Here is a 16,987-nt window from a genome sequence, read left to right as displayed (position 1 = left end):
TTGCCGGTGGGGTTCCCGCAGCGAGCGAAGCGGGCGAGGAAACCCCACCGGGAAAAAGATGGTGGCGTAACGATTAAGCCGATCCTGACTGAACGTCCAGTCAATGCCATCGGACACAGTGGAGCAGTTGCTCTCGGAACTCACGCTGGCGGAGAAAGTACGGCTGACCCACGGTGCGACGGACACCGAGGGGACGGCGACGGGGTTCGTCCCTGGCGTCGAACGTCTGGACGTCCCCGCGGTCAGGTTCTCGGACGGCCCGCTGGGCGTCCGCACGGACGAGCCGGCGACGGCGTTCCCGGCGTCGACGGCGCTCTCGTCGTCGTTCGACCCGGAACTGGCTCGCGAGTTCGCTCGGGCGCTCGGCCGCGAGGCGCAGGGCCGAAACCAGGACGTACTGCTCGGGCCGGGACTGAACCTGATCCGGGTCCCCCACTGCGGGCGTAACTTCGAGTACTACGCCGAGGATCCGGTCGTGACGGGGCGGTTCGCGGCCGCGGTCGTCGACGGCATCGAGTCGACGGGCGTGGTCGCGACGCCGAAGCACTTCGTCGCGAACAACCAGGAGACAGCCCGCGCGACCGTCAGCGCCGAGATCGACGAGCGGGTTCTCCGGGAACTGTATCTGCCGGGCTTCCGCGACGCCGTCGGGGCCGGCGCCGGCGCGGTGATGTCCTCGTACAACCGCGTCGACGGGACGTACATGAGCGAACACGGGGGGCTCCTCACGGACACGCTGAAGGGCGAGTGGGGCTTCGAAGGCGTCGTCATGTCGGACTGGTTCGGCACCGAGAGCGTGGTCGGCACCGCCAACGGCGGGCTGGACCTCCAGATGCCCGGCATCTCCGCCGAGGAGCTGATGGAGTCGATGGGCGCGCCGGGCGACGACGGCGACGACGGCGGGGCGAGCGGGCCCGAGGACGGAGACGAAGACTTCGACGCCCAGGGGGGCTCCGACTACGCCGACGGGATGCCGGACCCGACGACCGGCGGGCTCTACGGCGAGGAGTTGGCCGACGCCGTCGAAGCCGGTGAGGTGCCCGAATCGCGGCTCGACGACATGGTCCGCCGGTTGCTCACGCAGCTGGAGCGCCACGACCTGCTCGACGGAAGCGCCGACGCGGGCGAACCCGAGGGCGCGGTCGACACGCCCGACCACCGCGACCTCGCCGAGCGGATCGCGACCCGCGGGACGGTCCTGCTGGACAACGACGGCGTCCTGCCCCTGGCGGACGACGCCGACGTGGCCGTGATCGGCCCGAACGTCGACGAGGCGATCCTCGGCGGCGGCGGCTCCTCGGAGACCACGCCGTTCACCGAGACGAGCCCCGTCGAGGGGATCGAGGCCCGCGCGGCGGGGCCGGTCTCGGTCGCCCGCGGCCACCCCCGAGTCGAGGACATCTCGCTGTTCGACGCGTTCGAACGCGACGACGGGGAGGAGAGCGGCGACGAGAGTGGCGCCGACGTGTCCGTCGACGACGCCGTCGCAGCCGCCGAGGACGCGGACGTGGCCCTCGTGTTCGTCCGCGATCAGGCGACCGAGGCCGCCGACCGCGAGACGCTCGCGCTCCCCGGCGACCAGGACGACCTGATCGAGGCGGTCGCCGCCGCGAACGACCGGACGGTGGTCGTCGCGAACACGAGCGGCCCGTTCGAGACGCCCTGGCGCGAGGACGTGGCCGCCGTCGTCGCGAGCTGGTACCCCGGCCAGGCACACGGCTCGGCCGCCGCGGCCGTCCTCTACGGCGACAGCGACCCAGGCGGGCGGCTCCCGGTGACGTTCGCCCCCGAAGACGCCTATCCCACCGCCGCCGAGCACCGGTACCCCGGCGTCGACGGAGAGGTCCACTACGACGAGGGCCTGCTCGTCGGCTACCGATACTTCGACGCGGCCGACGCCGAACCGACCTACCCGTTCGGCCACGGCCGCTCGTACGCGACCTTCCAGTACCGCGACGCCGAGGCCGTCGACGACTCGACGGTCGAACTGACCGTCGAGAACACCGCCGACCGCGCCGGCCGGACGGTCGTCCAGGCGTACGTCGACTCGCCGACGGCGCCCGACGACCTGGAGCGGCCGCCGCGGGAGCTCGGCGGATTCCGTTCGTTGGCGCTCGACGCCGGCGAGTCCCGGCGCGTCACCGTCGACGTCGACGAGCGGGCGTTCGGCCGTTACGACGCCGAATCGGGCTGGACCGTCGACTCGGGCGACCACGTCGTCTCGCTCGGCTCGTCCTCGCGGGACCGCCCCCTCGACGTGACGATCGAACGGTAACGGCCGTCTCGACGGCCGAAAGCGGGTCGCGGGCCGTCGCGCCGGGAATTCCGATCACGAGTGCTCGCGCCGCGACCGCCGGTGTATCCGCGACCGCTGCTTTATCCCATCGACGGCCGTACACGACCGCATGGTCACGCGACTCTCCGAGGACGCCTGGTGGATCGAACTCGGCGGCGTCAACGCCTATCTGGTCGACGACGGTGGGACGCTGACGCTCGTCGACGCGGGTATGCCCTGGCACGGCGGTCGCGTGCTCGACGCCGTCGTCGACGCGGGGTTCGCGCTCGCCGACCTCGACCGGGTGCTGGTCACCCACTACGATCTGGACCACGTCGGCGGCATCGCGCGTCTCGACGGCCTCGACGTCACGATATACGCGGGCCGAGGGGACGCACCGCTGGTGGCCGGCCGCGAGACGCCGCCGTTCTCGGTCCCCAAGGGCGCGTTCCAGCGGCTGGTCGGTCCGCTGGTCACACCGCCGGAACACGACGTCGTCCCGCTGGCCGACGGCGACGAGGTCGGCTCGTTCACCGTCCGCGAGACGCCCGGCCACACGCCGGGCCACGTCGCCTACGTGAGTGAAGCCCTCGGCATCGCGGTCCTGGGCGATCTGGTCCGCGAGTCCGACGGCGATCTCGCCCCCTCGCCGTGGATCATCTCGGCCGACACGAGCGAGGTCCGGCGGAGCATCCGCGAGCTGAGCGAGGAAGCCACTGCGTTCGAAGTCGCGGCCGTCGGTCACGGCGTCCCGTTCGAACGAGGGGGTCGCGACCGTCTGGTCGACCTCGCGGGACGACTCTGATCTCGGCTCACCGGACGGGTCGACGGCTCACATCTCGCCGCCGGACTCGCTGCCGACGTTCTTCTCCGCACCGGCCTCGTTGGAGGCGAGTCCCGGCGAGTGACGCGAGGTACCGCCGGTGAAGTCGGCGTCCCCGCCTCCGCCGCCGCCGGGGAAGTTCCCGTTCTCGAAGTCGGCGGCGGTGACGTCCGAGAGGCGGGCGTCCTCGACACGGGTGACCTCGGGCCGTTCGATCTCCACCCCGACGTGGAGCCGCTCGACCAGGTCGGGCTCGGTCACGACGGCCGTACGGGGGAGCGGCTCGTCGTCGGGCCAGCGCCGCCAGGCGACCCGCCGTCGCTGGAGCGCCGCACGGGTCTCCGCGTCGTCGACCGCCCCGACCCGGTCCCGGGGCACCGGCACGCGGCCGCCCAGCGTGCGCTCGACCGCTTCGGTATCTGCGAGGTGGGAGAGCCTGACCGTCGGCTCCCCGGAGCGGATCAGGTCGTAACTCCCGGCGCCGACCAGCCGGTCCAGCCGCGTGTCGCGGCGGACGACGAGATCGATCTCCGCGATATCGACGGTCTTCGGCCCCCTGACGAGCCCGCGCAGTCCACCGGGGTCGTACTCTAGCCGGTCGCGATGGACGCGCAGCTCTGACCCAAGTGCGGGAACGGCGCCGGCGAACCGTTCGCTCGGGATCGGATCGGTCATCGTGCTAACTATTCGGCGAGCGGGGATAAGCTTCGTGGCGGAGCGGACGGCGGGGAGCCGGCTCCGGCCGCCCGGGGGTTACTCGGCGACTCCGTCGCCTCCGGTCCCTCCGGAGAACTCCTCGACCTGGCTGACGTTCCCGTTGCGAGCGATCCCGTCGAGCGTAGCCGGCCGGTCAGCGCCGGGCGTCGAGGGACGCGGTCGTTCGTCGTCCCCGCCGCGAGCGGGCGTCACCGTTCCCTCCCCGTCGAGCTTCCCGACGAGCGTCTCGTCGCGCAGGACGGCCGAACGAGGGAGCGGTTCGTCGCTCGGCCAGCCCCGCCAGAAGACGCGGCTCCGCTGGAGCCCCTCGCGGACCGTCGCCTCGTCGACGGCACCGACCCGCTCCCGAGGAGTGGGGACGCGGGCGTCGAGCGCCCGCTCGAACTCGTCGGGCTCGCGCAGGTGGCCGAGGAAGCGGTTCGGTTGGCCCGAGCGGACCAGTTCGTAGCTCGCCGTCCCGAGCCGCCGGTCGCTCGCGGTCTCGCGGCGGATCGCGAGGTCGATGTCGTCGTAGTCGACCGCGGTCGCACCGGGTCGGAGTCCGCCTTCGACGGTGAGGGAGTCGCGACCGAATCGGACGGTCCGGCGGGCCGCGGCGACCGCGATCAGGCCGAGGACGCAGACGACCGCGGCCAGCGCGCCGCCGGCGACGAACGCGGCCGCGGACGGCGCCGCGACACCGTTGATCGCGAGCAGCGACCGGAGGGCGCCACCGAGGAGCGCGCCGCCGACCAGGGCGCCCACGCCCTCGCGCCACGCGGAGAGCGCCGCCGCCGTCGCCGACGCGTTCACCGCGGGGCCGGTCGATAGTTCGGTCATGTCAATAGAATATACCGCGGACGGACATTAGTGTTGCCCCGGGTCCGACACGACCGGGTACCGTCGGAGCGGCCGACGCCGGCGTTACTCCCTGTCGTCACCGGCGTCGATCAGCTCCTCGGCGACGGTGTCGGCGTCGAACAGCGCGGGGTCCATCGCGAGGACCTGCTGGCCGCTGACGAACTCCGGGAGCGAGTCGGGGGTGTAGGCGACGACCCGGATGTCGGGGTTGAGATCCCTCGCGACGACGATCGAAGTTGCCTGGCCCACGTCGGTGAGGACGAACACGTCGGCGTCCACGACGCCGGCGTCTTCGAGCGCGGGTCGGTTGGCGACGCCGTCGACGATCCCGACGGTCGCCCCCCGTTCGCGCAACTCGTCGGCCAACCCTTCGGTGTCGCTGCCTGCGAAAACTGCGTTCATACGGACAGCCACGACACCCGGGGGCTTGTGTCTCACGTTTCCGACAGCCAAGCCGCGGGTCCGGAAACCGGTCACGCGAACAGGAAAAAACACTTACCAGTCCCTCCGGAACGCCCGACATGGACACGTCCCTCCGACGACGCTCGCTCCTCCGCGCGCTCGGTGTCGCCGGCGGTGCCGCCCTCGCCGGCTGTCCCGCGGGTATCGGCCAGTCGGCCGCGTTCGAACCCGGCGAGACCGACTGGCCGAGCGCTCGCTTCGGTCCCCGCAACGCGGCCGTCCACCCCTCCGCACCCGGGCCGGGCGGCGACCTCTCGGTGGCGTGGACGGCTGGCTACCGCGAGGAGTCCGACGCGTCCGCGAGAGTGGGCGCCACGTCCTCGCCGGTCGTCCTCGACGGGACGGTCTTCGCCGCCGCGGACGTCAACGACGACTCCGGCTGGGAGACTGTCGTCTCGGCGTTCGATCTGGCCACCGGCGAGCGCCAGTGGGAGCGGTCGCTCCCGGTGTCCGACGCGGACGGCGAGGGGGAGACCTCGCCGGCGCGGACGCTCGGCTCGGACGGCGAGCGTCTCGTCGTCGGAACGTTCTCGGACGGCCCCGGCTTCGCGGCGCTCTCGCCGGCCGACGGCGAGACCGAGTGGGAGGCGTCGCTGGAGACGCCGTACGAGTCGCCGGTCACGGCCGAGGGCGGCTCGCTGGTCGTCGGCGACCGGCTCCTGGCGACGTACGACGCGGACGACGGGAGCCGCGAGTCCCGCTACGCGCCGGGCGAGGACCCGCTCTGGCGCAATCGATACCCGCCGACGGTGACCGGTGACACGATATTCGCGACCGCGCACGACGAGATCCACGCCGTCGACCGCGAGAGCGGCGAACGGCGCTGGAGGTTGAGCAACGACTTCTACACCGTTCTCTATCAGGAACGGGGCGCGCCGTTCAACTCGCCGGTCGTCGTCGACGGCGTCGCCTACGCGGTCTGCGGGCGCGTCGCCAACCGTGACACCGGCGGGATGGTCGCCGTCGATATCGAGGACGGCTCGGAGCTGTGGACGGCGATCCCGGAGGGCGACGACCCCGCGAACTACGAGGGCGAAGACGACGAGTTCGAACAGGCCGCCTTCTACGGAATGGCGCTCGTCCTCGACGACACCGTCTACGTCCAGGGCATGGGACGCGGCGAGTGGGGATTTTTCGCCGTCGACACCGGCGACGGCTCCGTCGAGCGGATGGACACCGACGGCGGCCTCGTCGCGGCCGACGGCTTCCTCTACGGGGCCACCGTCGAGGACGGGCAACTGACCGCGAGCGCGGTCGACCCGGCGGCCGACGAACGGGTCGGCTCCGCGACGGTAGCGCAGTGGGAGAATCCGCGAGTCGGCCCCCAGGCCGTCGCCGGCGAGTACTACGTCGTCGCGACGGACGAAGGGCTCGCGGCGTTCGGGCGGAACTGAAAATCTGCGATCCGCGGCGAACTGCTTACTCGTATTCGATCGTCGCCGGCGGCTTGTGGGTCACGTCGTACAGCACGCGAGCGACGTTGTCGTTCTCGCCGGTGATCCGCGACTGGATGCGCTGGAGGGTGTCCCAGTCGACGTCCTGTGCGCGGGCGGTCATGCCGTCGCGGCTCTCGACGGAACGGACGGCGACGACCCAGCCGTGGACGCGGTTGTCGCCCTTGACGCCGGTGGCCTTGCCCAGCACCGCCGCGAGCGCCTGCCACGGGTCGTGGTCTTTGAGTTCCTCCTCGACGACGTGGTTGGCCTCGCGGGCGACCTCCAGTTTCTCCTCGGTGACCTCGCCGATGATCCGCACTGCGAGACCGGGGCCGGGGAACGGCATCCGCTCGGAGATGATCTCTTCGAGGTCGAGTTCGCGGGCGACTTCCCGTACTTCGTCCTTGTAGAGGTCCCGCATGGGCTCGACGATGCCGTCGAAGTCGATGCGCTCGGGGAGCCCGCCGACGTTGTGGTGGGATTTGATGGTCCCCTCGCTCTCGATGCGGTCGGGGTAGATGGTCCCCTGGACGAGGTAGTCGGCGTCGACCTCGCGGGCGACCTCCTCGAACTCCCGAATGAACTGCTCGCCGATGATGTGGCGTTTCTCTTCGGGGTCGGTCTCGCCTTCGAGCGCCTCGACGAACCGGTCCTGGGCCTCGACGATACGCAGCGAGTCCATGTAGTCGAAGGTCTCGCGGATCTGGTCGGTCTCGCCCTTGCGCATGAGGCCGGTGTCGACGTAGACGGCGGTGAGCTGGTCGCCGATGGCCTCGTAGGCCAGCGCGGCGGCCGTCGAGGAGTCGACGCCGCCCGAGAGGCCGATGACGGCGTTAGCGTCGCCGATCTCCTCCGCGATCTCCGTCAGCTTCTCGTCGATGAACGAGTCGACGTCGACCATCAGACCTCCACCTCCTCGGTCTCCGCGACGGTCGCATCGTCCTCACCGGACCCCTCCTGCAGATCCAGCGCCGCGTCGAGCAGACCGACGAACGGCGGGCTCGCCCGGCCGGGGCGCGAGCGGAACTCGGGGTGGAACTGCGTCCCGACGAAGTAGGGGTGGTCGGGGAGTTCGAGGATCTCCATCCGGCGGCCGGACTTGCCCGAGAAGCGCAGCCCAGCGGCTTCCAGGTCGTCGATGTACTCGGGGTTGACCTCGTAGCGGTGGCGGTGCCGTTCCGTGCAGCTGTCGTCGCCGTAGATCTCCGCCGCGAGCGTGTCTGCCTCGATCTCGGTGACGTGCGCACCGAGGCGCATCGTCCCGCCCATGTCGTCGACGCCCTCCTGCTCGGGGAGGATGTCGATGACCGGGTAGGCCGTCTCCTCGTCGAGTTCGGCGGAGTGAGCGCCTTCCAGCCCGAGGACGTTCCGGGCGTACTCGACGACCGCGAGCTGGAAGCCCAGACAGAGGCCCAGGTAGGGGAGGTCGTTCTCGCGGGCGTAGCGGACCGCTTCCATCTTGCCCTCGGTGCCCCGCGACCCGAACCCGCCGGGGACGACGACGGCGTCCATGCCGTCGAGCTGCCCGTCCGTGCCGTCGGCCAGTTCCTCGGCGTGGATCCACTCGGTCTCGACGTTGACGTTGTGGGCCAGCCCGGCGTGTTTCAGCGACTCGTAGATGGAGAGATAGGCGTCTTCGAGACCGTACTTGCCGACCAGCGCGACGTTGACGGTTCCGGTCTGTTCCTGCGTGACCAGCTCGCGCCACTCGTTGTGGCGCTCCGATTCGGGCAAGGCGCGGTCGGCGAGGCCGAGCCGTTCCATGACGTACTCGTCGAGGCCCTCGTCCTCGACCATCAGCGGCACCTGGTAGATGTCGGGCACGTCGGGGTTCGAGAAGACGGCCTCGGTCGGCACGTCGCAAAAGAGGGCGATCTTCTCCTTGGTCTCGGGGTCGAGCCGGTCGTCGGCGCGGCCGACAAGGATGTCGGGCTGGAGGCCGATCGAGCGCAGCTCCTTGACGCTGTGCTGGGTCGGCTTGGTCTTCTGCTCGCCGTTCTTCGAGTAGGGCACGAGGGTAACGTGGACGAACTGGATGTCCTCCTCGTCTTCCTCGTGGGCGAACTGCCGGAGCGCTTCGAGGTAGGGCATCCCCTCGATGTCCCCGACAGTGCCGCCGACCTCGATGATGCACACGTCGCTGCCCTCGGCGACCTCGCGGATGCGCCGCTTGATGTCGTCGGTGACGTGTGGGATGACCTGGACGGTCTTGCCCAGGTAGTCGCCCGAGCGTTCCTTCTCGATGACGGACTGATAGACCTTGCCCGTGGTCACGTTGTGCTTCGAGGTCATGTCGATGTCGAGGAATCGTTCGTAGTTCCCGAGATCGAGGTCGACCTCGCCGCCGTCCTTGAGGACGTACACCTCCCCGTGCTGGAAGGGGTTCATCGTCCCGGCGTCGACGTTGAGATACGGGTCGACCTTGACCGCGGTCACGTCGAAGCCGGCGTTCGAGAGGAGTCGCCCGGTGCTGGCGGCCGTGATACCCTTGCCCAGCCCGGACATGACGCCCCCGGTGACGAAAACGAACTTGTTCCCCAGAGTTTCGTCGTACCCTGTCTCCGGTTCCGTCGGCATACCGACCGTGCGCGGTGGGACCTGAAAACCGTTTCGGGAGCCGTTTCAGATCCGGTCGTTTGTCAACGTGTGACGGCCGCGGACCGCCGATCCGGTCGGTTCGTTGATCCGTCGACGACCCGGTCAGACCCGGCCGTCGAGGAAGTCCGCGACGACCCGTGCCGCCTTCCCCGCCTGCCCGACGAAGTGGTGGTCTGCGGTCAGTTCCGCCACTTCGAGCCCCCGCTCGCGCGCCCGCTCGACGACCGGCGCCCAGTCGACGGTGTCGTCCCGGCTCCCGTAGACGACCTGGCCGGGGCAGTCGATCCGCTCGACGGCCACGACGGCGTCGACCGCCTCCGTGCCGTCGCCGACCCGCGACGCGGGTGCCAGCGCCGAGACGGCCGCGAGAGACTCGGTCGAACCTTCGGTCTCTCGGTCTTCACGCTCGGCCGCCGCGACGAGTGCGAGACAGCCGCCGAAGCTGTAGCCGAACAGGCCGACCGTGCCGTAGCGTTCCGCGGCCCACGCGACGGCCGCCCGGGTGTCCCGGAGTTCACCCCGACCCTCGCCCCACTCGCCGTAATCGAAGCGCAGGCAGGCGGTGTCGCGGTCGGTCAGCGCGTCGGCGACCGCGGTCAGCCGGCGGTCCGAGCGCGACCCGCCCAGCTGCGGATGGGGCGGACAGGCGACGACGCAGGCCGTCGGCTCGGCGCGGTCGTCCGGTTCGTCCAGCGACCCGCGCACGTCGCGACCGCCGGGGACCGCCACTGGCTCGCTCACGACCGACATTCGTCGGTCGGCACCTCGAAGCTTTCGGCGGGCACTCCCCGTCGACGCCCTCGCTCGACGAGAGGTCGGGGTCGCTCTCGACCGGGGGGCCCTCACTCGACGAGAGGTCGGGGTCGCTCTCGACCGGGGGGCCCTCACTCGACGGACTCGACGCCGGTCACCTCGAAGCGCGCACCGCCCGCCTCGTCGTCGGTCACGTCGACGCGCCAGCCGTGGGCCTCGGCGATCCGCTCGACGATGGCCAGGCCGAAGCCGGTGTTGTCCGACCGCGTCGAGAATCCGGAGTCGAACACGTCGCCGCGCACGTCCTCACGGATCCCCCGCCCGTCGTCGGCGACGTAGAAGCCGCCGTCGCAGTCACCGACACGGACGACGAGGTCGCGCTCGGCGGACGCGTCGTCCACCACGCGGTCCGCGTCGCCGTGCTCGACGGCGTCGTCGGACGTGTCAACGCCCGACGGCTCGACGGTGCTCGCTCCGTCGGCGTCGTCGGCCCCTGGCCGACTGTCCGTGGAATCGTGTTCCACGGCGTCCTCGGGAACTTGCGACCGAGGGCTCGTCGAGCCGTGCTCGACGGCGTTGCGAAAGAGGTTCTCCAGCAGCCGCGCGAGCCGCTCGGGGTTGGCCCGGACCGTCAGGTCTGTCTCGACCGCGACCCGTTCGGCGTCGGTCTCGACTGCGCCCCAGGCGCGGTTGGCCGCCCGCGCGAGGTCGACCGGTTCCGGCTCGGCGATCGATTCGCCCTCTCGGGACAGTGCGAGGAGGTTCTCGATCATCGTGTCCATCCGGTCGATGGCATCCCGAGAGCGTTCGAACTGTTCTGAGTCACCGGTCGCCTCGGCGGCCTCGATCGCGCCGTTGAGCACCGTCAACGGGTTCCGGAGGTCGTGGCTGACGACGCTCGTGAACGCCTCGAGGCGCTCGTTCTTCCGTTCGAGTTCGTCGCGCTGGCGTCGTAGTTCCGCCCGGCGCTCGGTTCGGTCGAGCGCCGCTTCGAGCGTCGTCGCCAGGATCTCGGCGAGCACCTCGTCGGTTCCGGAGAAGGCGTGCGCTCGCTCGGCGGAGACGACGAACACGCCGTGGTCACCCATCGGGTGGACGACGAAGCTCTGGGCGGGGCTCTCCTCGTCGAGGCGGTCCCACTCCGACACCTCGTCGACGCGGACCGGCTCCCCCGACTCGAAGACGCCCCAGAGCACTGCGGCCCGCGACCCCGCTGGGGCCTCGCGTGGGTAGACCGGCACTTCGTCGAACACCTCCCGGACGGCGTCGACGACCGCAGTCGGTTCGAGTCGCTCGCTGTCCTCGTCCCGCAGGAAGACGCCGCTCAGCGGGGCTTCGAGGACGGCGTCGGCGGCCTCGGTCGCCGCTCGCGCGGTCTCCTCGCGCGTCTCGGTGTGCATCAGTGCCCGCGTCCTGTGTTGGAGCCGTTCGAGTTTCCGCTCGCGGTCCGCTCGTTCGGTCACGTCTCTCGTCACGCCCAGTACCGCTCGGTCGTCGGTCTCGCCGATGTCGTAGGGGTAGATCTGCGGTTCGAAGACGTGGGTGTCCCCCTCGGCGTCGGCCACTTCGATGCCCGAGAGCCGTTTCGGTTCCCCCGTCGCGACGACGGACTGGAGGTCCTGGCGGAACTGCGCTGCCGCCCGGTCGCTCAGCACTTCGTCGACGGTCGACCCCTCGATCGCCTCGACGGTGGTGCCGTGGAACGCCGCGAGCGCCTCGTTGACCAGTTGATAGGTGCCCGTCTCGTCGACGACGTAGACCAGGTGGGGCAGCGAGTCGACGATCTTGCGGAGTCGGCGTTCGCTGTGTTCGACCCGTCGGCGAGAGCGGGCGTGTTCGACCGCGTTCGCGATTCGGTTCGCCAGGACGGTGTACTGGTCGGTGCCGGTCTCCTTCTGGAGGTAGTCGGTCACGCCGGCCGAGATCGCCTCGCTCGCCACCGCCTCCGACCCCTTCCCGGTGAAGAGAACGAAGGGGAGTTCCGGACACTCCTCCCGCACCCGCTCGAGGAACTCGATCCCGTCGATCCCCGGCATCTCGTAGTCGGAGACGACGCAGTCGAACGCGTAGTCCTCGAGACGATCGAGCCCTTCCGCGGCGTCGGCGGCCGTCTCGACGGTGATCCGCCCGTCGGCCCGTTCCAGGAACGTAGCGGTCAGATCGGACACGTCCGGGTCGTCGTCCACGTGAAGGACCCGGATTTCGCCCTGCGACGCCTCAGTCATGATCCCCATCAGGAGGCACCCGATAAAAACGATTGGGCCGCGAGTATCGTGCCTGAGAGTCTTCTTTCGGATCGGAGCGAATTACCATGCTCCGGATAGTCCGCCGTAGCCCGGTGGCCTCACTCGTGGACTCCGGGGGCCGCCGCGAACCCGACCCGGGCGCACAAGCCCGACGCGAGGCACTCTGTGGCTGAAAAACAATTAAAGGCTCGGGCACAAAGCGAGGGGTATGGGAATCATCTCGCGCGCCTCGTACGTCGTCCGGTCGAAGATCAACGCGGTGCTCAACCGGGCGGAAGACCCCTCCGAAACGCTCGATTACTCCTACGAGCAACTGCGCGACCAGCTGCAGGACGTCAAACAGGGCATCGCCGACCTGACCACCCAGAAAAAGCGCCTGGAGATCCAGAAGCGCCGCCTCGAAGAGAACGTCGAGAAACACAACGAGCAGGCTCGCGAGGCGGTCCAGCAGGACCGCGACGACCTGGCGCGCAAAGCGCTAGAGAAGAAAAAGCAGAAGATGAGCCAGATCGAGGGTCTGGAGAGCCAGATCGCCGAACTCCAGAACCAGCAGGACCGGCTCGTCGAGCAGAAGAACACCCTCCAGAGCCGTATCGAGGAGTTCCGCACGAAAAAGGAGACGATGAAGGCCCGCTACGAAGCGGCCGAGGCCAGCACCAAGGTCTCCGAGGCGATGACCGGCGCCGGCGACGAGTTCGAGGACGTGGGCCGGGCCATCGAGCGCGCCGAGGAACGCACCGAGGACATGGAGGCACGCTCGCAGGCGATGGACGAACTCCAGGAGAGCGGGGCGTTCGACGACGTGCTCTCGGACAAGGACCAGATCGACCGCGAGCTCGAGCAGCTCAGCACCGACAGCTCCGTCGACGCCGAGCTCGACACGCTCAAAGGCGAGATGGGCAAGGGGACGACAGAGACCAGCGAGGAGGCCGAGAGCGCGAGCGGGACGGGCGGCGGTTCGGACGACGATAGCGGGACCGCCGACTCCGCGACCGAGGACGCCGACGTCGACATGGACGTCGACACCGACGTGGACGCGGCGGACGTAGACGCCGGCGAGGACGCGTCCGTCGACGACTCCGAGGTCGAAGCGGAACTGGAAGAGCTGAAAGAAGACGAGCAGTAGCGACGCCGAGTCGCCCGTACTGAAGGGGTCTCCGGCCTCGCCAGCACACTTTTTGCGCCGCCGCGTGACCGTTCGGTATGCGACTCCTGTTCGTCCACTCCGACCACTTGGAGTTCGAGGCCCGCCAGGAGGCCGGCCCCGACGACCTCGCCGAGACGGAGGGCGTCCCGATGGAGGGGCGCATGGAGGAGTGCGTGACGGCCTTCGTCAGCGTCGAATCCGACGACGAGGCCGACCTGTCGGGCGTCGTCGCGAACGCGACCGACGAACTCCGGGACGTGACGGGCCAGCTCAACACGGATCGAGTGGTGCTCTACCCGTACGCCCATCTCAGCGATGACCTGGCGAGCCCCGACGCCGCCAAGTCCGTCATGCGGGACCTGGAGACCGAACTCGAAGGTGAGGGATACGAGGTGTTGCGGGCGCCCTTCGGCTGGTACAAGTCCTTCGAGGTCGCCTGCAAGGGCCACCCGCTCTCGGAGCTGTCGCGACACGTCGCCGCTCACCGCGACGGAGCGGGGGCCGGAGGGGACGAAGGCGAGGGCGGGGAGGGGGAGACCGAGCGCGAGCCCAGCGAGTGGCTCCTGCTGTGGCCCGACGGCTCGACCGACGAGGCCGTCGCGGCCAAATCCGAAGTGAGCGAGGGGATGCGGGCGTTCGTCGAGAGCGAGGTCGAGGGCGTGACGGCTTCGCCCGGCGAGGAGCCGCCCCACGTCGAACTCATGCAGGAGAAGTCCCTCGCCGGCTACGACGAGCTGTCGGACGTGGGGAACCTCCGATGGTACCCCCGCGGAAAGCTCGTCCGGGACTCCCTGATAGAGTACGTGAACGACCTCGTCGTCGACTACGGCGGGATGCCCGTCGAGACGCCGGTCATGTACGACCTGGGCGCTCGCGCAATCGACGAGCACGCCGGGAAGTTCGGGGAGCGCCAGTACCGCTTCGAGTCTGGCGACCGCCGGATGATGCTCCGATTCGCCGCCTGCTTCGGCCAGTTCTCCATCATGCGGGACATGCACGTCGCCGACAGCGACCTCCCGTTGCGGATCTACGAACTGTCGACGTACTCGTTCCGGCGCGAGCAGAAGGGCGAGGTGACGGGACTCAAACGGCTGCGGTCGTTCACGATGCCGGACATGCACACCGCGACCGCCGATATGGCGGGCGCTCGCCGGGAGCTACTGCGCCAGGCGACGCTCTCGCTGCGGACGAGCGACGACCTCGGGCTGGACTACCAGCCCGCCTTGCGGGTGACCCGCGAGTTCTACGAGGACAACGAGGCGTGGGTCGCGGAGGTAGTCGACGAACTCGGTAAACCCGTCCTCCTGGAGGTCGTCCCCGAACGCCGCCACTACTGGTCGGCGAAGATCGATTTCGCCGCGATCGACGGCCTGGGCCGGCCGATCGAGAACCCGACGGTCCAGATCGACGTCGAGAGCGCCGAGCGGTTCGATATCACCTACACCGACGCGGAGGGGAGCCACCACCCGCCGATCCTCCACTACTCCCCGTCGGGCGGGATCGAACGGGTGATCGCCGCGCTGCTGGAGAAGGCGGCGACGATGGACACGCCGCGGCTACCCACCTGGCTCTCGCCGACGCAGGTGCGGTTCGTCCCGGTCGGCGACGAACACGTCGAGTACTGTGACGAACTGGTCGACGACCTCGCTTCGGCGGACATCCGCGCCGACGTCGACGACCGCTCTGAGACGGTCGGCAAGCGTATCGCCCGCGCCGAGACCGACTGGGTGCCTTACTACGCGGTCGTCGGCGACCGCGAACTCGACAGCGGGCGACTCGACGTGAACGTCCGCGCAGACGACACCGAAATCGAGCTGACGCTCGATACGCTGGGCGAACGCGTCCGCGAGGAGACCGCGGGACTGCCGCGTAAGCGGCGCTACCTCCCGCAACACGTCGGTGATCACCCGAACTTTACCGGGCGGTGAGTCAGTACGGCGGGTAGGACGTCCGCCCCGAACCGCCGCGACCCTCGCCAGCCTCGCCCTCTCCGCCTCCGTGAGTCACAGGACGGTCGCCGCGACCGCCCGACCGCTTCACCGACCCCTCTTCGGCCGGTCCCGCCGCCGACTCCGCGGGGGACGGACGGGTCGTCGAACTGCGGTCGGCCGCCTCTGGTCTCGCGGTCGTCTCACCGGTAGCCGACGGGGGTTCTCGACGGTCGCGGTCGTCCGTCGGTGTCGATTCCGCGGTTCGGGCCGCCCCGAGCGGACGGATCTCGACCGACCGTTCGCCGGGCAGCGCTCCGTCCTCGAGTCCGTCGAGGAACGCCTCGATCGAGCGATGGCCACCGTCGACCGTCGCGGGCGCGACCGCGAGGAGACGACCGTTCCGAACCGCGGCCGCGACGAGTCGGGGGAGCACGAGTTCGTCGTGGCGCTCACCCGTGACCGACGAGTCGACCGTCCGGACGGCGAACGCGCCCTCGATCGACGCACCGTTTCGCTCGGCCCACCGCTGGAAGACGGTGACCCGGTCGAGCACGAACCGCCCCGCACGCGTCCGAACCGCATCGGGCGACGGCGGCGCGCGGTCCCCCCAGACCACGACCTCGTATCCCCCGATCTCGCCGGCCGCCGCCAGCGCGTCCAGCCTGTCGAGCGCGCGCCGCTGGGACCGTCCCGGTCTCGGCCGCAACGACCGCACGTACACCTCTATCAGCGTCTCGTTCGCACCTGTTCCCCCCTGCATGACTATCGTACGGTGTTTGCTAGCAACTCTCAAAACCTTGTCGGCCCGGTTTCTCGGCGACGTCCGCGGCAGCTACCTGTCGTCGGGAACGGTCACCTACCACTATTTACCCCGACCACCAATCCACGGGCATGTACGACGATATCCTGTTGCCGACGGACGGAAGCAAGGGGACGACCGAGACGGTGGAACACGCCATCGGTATCGCGCGGGACAACGACGCGACGGTTCACGTGCTCTACGTCGTCGACAGCCGCCGGTACCGCGCGGCGGAGGCCGAGACGAAGGCGGAGATCGTCAAGTCGCTGGAGGTCGAGGGCGAGCGCTCCGTCGAAGACCTGCAGGTCGACCTCGAAGACGAGGGACTCGTCGTCGAGACGGAGCTCCGCGACGGTATCCCCCACCGCGAGATCGTCGAGTACGTCGACGAAGCGGGCATCGACCTCGTCGTGATGGGCACGCACGGCCGGACCGGCCGGGACCGCGTCCAGAACCTCGGGAGCGTCACCGACCGCGTCCTCGAAGACGTACACACGCCCGTTCTGGTCGTCGATATCGGCGACTGACCGATGCTCGTCCGCGAGCTGATGACGACCGAGGTGGTGACCGTCGGCGTCGACGCGACGCTCGACGACGCCGTCGGGCGACTCCTCGCGGAGGGCGTCGGCAGCGTCGTCGTGGTCGACGGCGAGACGCCGACCGGGATCGTCACCGAGACGGACGCGCTGGAGGCGGCCCACGAGCGCGGTCGACCGCTGGGGTCGATCGCCGTCCGCGATCTCGCCCGACCGCCGCTCGTGACGACCGACCCCGACCGGACCGTCCAGCGCGTCGCCCGGACCATGGCCGAGGCGGGCGTCAAGAAGGTGATCGTCACGGAGGAGCTGTCGGTGGTCGGCATCGTCACGCTCACCGACGTGGTGTATCACGTCGCGGATCTCAGGAAGGAGGCCGCCGCGGCCGCCTCGGACATCGCCGAGCGGGACTGGTAACCCGGCG

15 protein-coding genes are annotated in these 16,987 nt (G+C 69.8%); 7 read left to right on the top strand and 8 right to left on the bottom strand.

What is annotated here, in order from left to right; all coding sequences use genetic code 11:
• Positions 1-103 precede the first annotated feature (103 nt).
• Positions 104-2,275 carry a beta-glucosidase gene (locus I7X12_RS00395; RefSeq protein ID WP_198061921.1) on the top strand — a complete coding sequence of 724 codons (2,172 nt, stop codon included), beginning with the start codon at positions 104-106 and terminating at the stop codon, positions 2,273-2,275.
• Between the two features lie 130 nt (positions 2,276-2,405).
• Positions 2,406-3,080: an MBL fold metallo-hydrolase gene (locus I7X12_RS00390; RefSeq protein WP_198061920.1), complete on the top strand. Its 675-nt coding sequence runs from the start codon at positions 2,406-2,408 to the stop codon at positions 3,078-3,080.
• Positions 3,081-3,107: 27 nt separating this feature from the next.
• Here I7X12_RS00390 and I7X12_RS00385 read toward each other — a convergent pair whose 3' ends face one another.
• From I7X12_RS00385 to I7X12_RS00375, 3 genes are all read right to left on the bottom strand, one after another.
• Positions 3,108-3,773 carry a hypothetical protein gene (locus I7X12_RS00385; protein ID WP_198061919.1) on the bottom strand — a complete coding sequence of 222 codons (666 nt, stop codon included), beginning with the start codon at positions 3,771-3,773 and terminating at the stop codon, positions 3,108-3,110.
• A gap of 78 nt (positions 3,774-3,851) precedes the next feature.
• Complete coding sequence (locus I7X12_RS00380; RefSeq protein WP_198061918.1) at positions 3,852-4,634, bottom strand: hypothetical protein; 783 nt, start codon at positions 4,632-4,634, stop codon at positions 3,852-3,854.
• Positions 4,635-4,718: 84 nt separating this feature from the next.
• On the bottom strand, positions 4,719-5,057 hold the full coding sequence (locus tag I7X12_RS00375) for a DUF7126 family protein (protein WP_198061917.1): 339 nt from the start codon (positions 5,055-5,057) through the stop codon (positions 4,719-4,721).
• A 119-nt stretch (positions 5,058-5,176) separates the two neighbouring features.
• On the opposite strand from I7X12_RS00375, the gene I7X12_RS00370 reads away from it, so the two are divergent.
• Positions 5,177-6,511, top strand: coding sequence for a PQQ-like beta-propeller repeat protein (locus tag I7X12_RS00370; RefSeq protein WP_198061916.1), 1,335 nt, complete (start codon positions 5,177-5,179; stop codon positions 6,509-6,511).
• 25 nt (positions 6,512-6,536) lie between these two features.
• On the opposite strand, the gene guaA is transcribed toward I7X12_RS00370, so the two are convergent.
• The 4 genes from guaA to I7X12_RS00350 all read right to left on the bottom strand — a co-directional run bounded on the left by guaA (position 6,537) and on the right by I7X12_RS00350 (position 12,129).
• Positions 6,537-7,454: a glutamine-hydrolyzing GMP synthase gene (gene guaA, locus I7X12_RS00365; protein ID WP_198061915.1), complete on the bottom strand. Its 918-nt coding sequence runs from the start codon at positions 7,452-7,454 to the stop codon at positions 6,537-6,539.
• Positions 7,454-9,130: a glutamine hydrolyzing CTP synthase gene (pyrG, locus tag I7X12_RS00360; RefSeq protein ID WP_198061914.1), complete on the bottom strand. Its 1,677-nt coding sequence runs from the start codon at positions 9,128-9,130 to the stop codon at positions 7,454-7,456. Before pyrG ends, guaA begins: the two co-directional genes overlap by 1 nt.
• Before the next feature lie 123 nt (positions 9,131-9,253).
• Entirely contained in the window at positions 9,254-9,892 is a 639-nt protein-coding gene (locus tag I7X12_RS00355) for an alpha/beta hydrolase (RefSeq protein ID WP_394355619.1), read from the bottom strand.
• A 143-nt stretch (positions 9,893-10,035) separates the two neighbouring features.
• Positions 10,036-12,129 carry a hybrid sensor histidine kinase/response regulator gene (locus I7X12_RS00350; RefSeq protein ID WP_198061912.1) on the bottom strand — a complete coding sequence of 698 codons (2,094 nt, stop codon included), beginning with the start codon at positions 12,127-12,129 and terminating at the stop codon, positions 10,036-10,038.
• A gap of 229 nt (positions 12,130-12,358) precedes the next feature.
• Here I7X12_RS00350 and I7X12_RS00345 point away from each other — a divergent pair, with 229 nt between their 5' ends.
• The gene (locus I7X12_RS00345) at positions 12,359-13,276 is read left to right on the top strand and encodes a PspA/IM30 family protein (protein WP_198061911.1); all 918 of its coding nucleotides are present in this window, start codon (positions 12,359-12,361) and stop codon (positions 13,274-13,276) included.
• A gap of 77 nt (positions 13,277-13,353) precedes the next feature.
• Positions 13,354-15,225, top strand: coding sequence for a threonine--tRNA ligase (locus tag I7X12_RS00340; protein ID WP_198061910.1), 1,872 nt, complete (start codon positions 13,354-13,356; stop codon positions 15,223-15,225).
• A 1-nt stretch (position 15,226) separates the two neighbouring features.
• On the opposite strand, the gene I7X12_RS00335 is transcribed toward I7X12_RS00340, so the two are convergent.
• Positions 15,227-15,988, bottom strand: coding sequence for an HTH domain-containing protein (locus I7X12_RS00335; protein ID WP_198061909.1), 762 nt, complete (start codon positions 15,986-15,988; stop codon positions 15,227-15,229).
• A 131-nt stretch (positions 15,989-16,119) separates the two neighbouring features.
• On the opposite strand from I7X12_RS00335, the gene I7X12_RS00330 reads away from it, so the two are divergent.
• Both I7X12_RS00330 and I7X12_RS00325 read left to right on the top strand, forming a co-directional pair.
• Positions 16,120-16,554, top strand: coding sequence for a universal stress protein (locus tag I7X12_RS00330; protein ID WP_198061908.1), 435 nt, complete (start codon positions 16,120-16,122; stop codon positions 16,552-16,554).
• Positions 16,555-16,557: 3 nt separating this feature from the next.
• Complete coding sequence (locus I7X12_RS00325) at positions 16,558-16,980, top strand: CBS domain-containing protein (RefSeq protein WP_198061907.1); 423 nt, start codon at positions 16,558-16,560, stop codon at positions 16,978-16,980.
• Positions 16,981-16,987 lie beyond the last annotated feature (7 nt).

The organism is Halosimplex litoreum (assembly GCF_016065055.1).
Lineage (GTDB): Archaea > Halobacteriota > Halobacteria > Halobacteriales > Haloarculaceae > Halosimplex > Halosimplex litoreum.
This window is presented reverse-complemented; position numbering and strand designations above follow the sequence as displayed.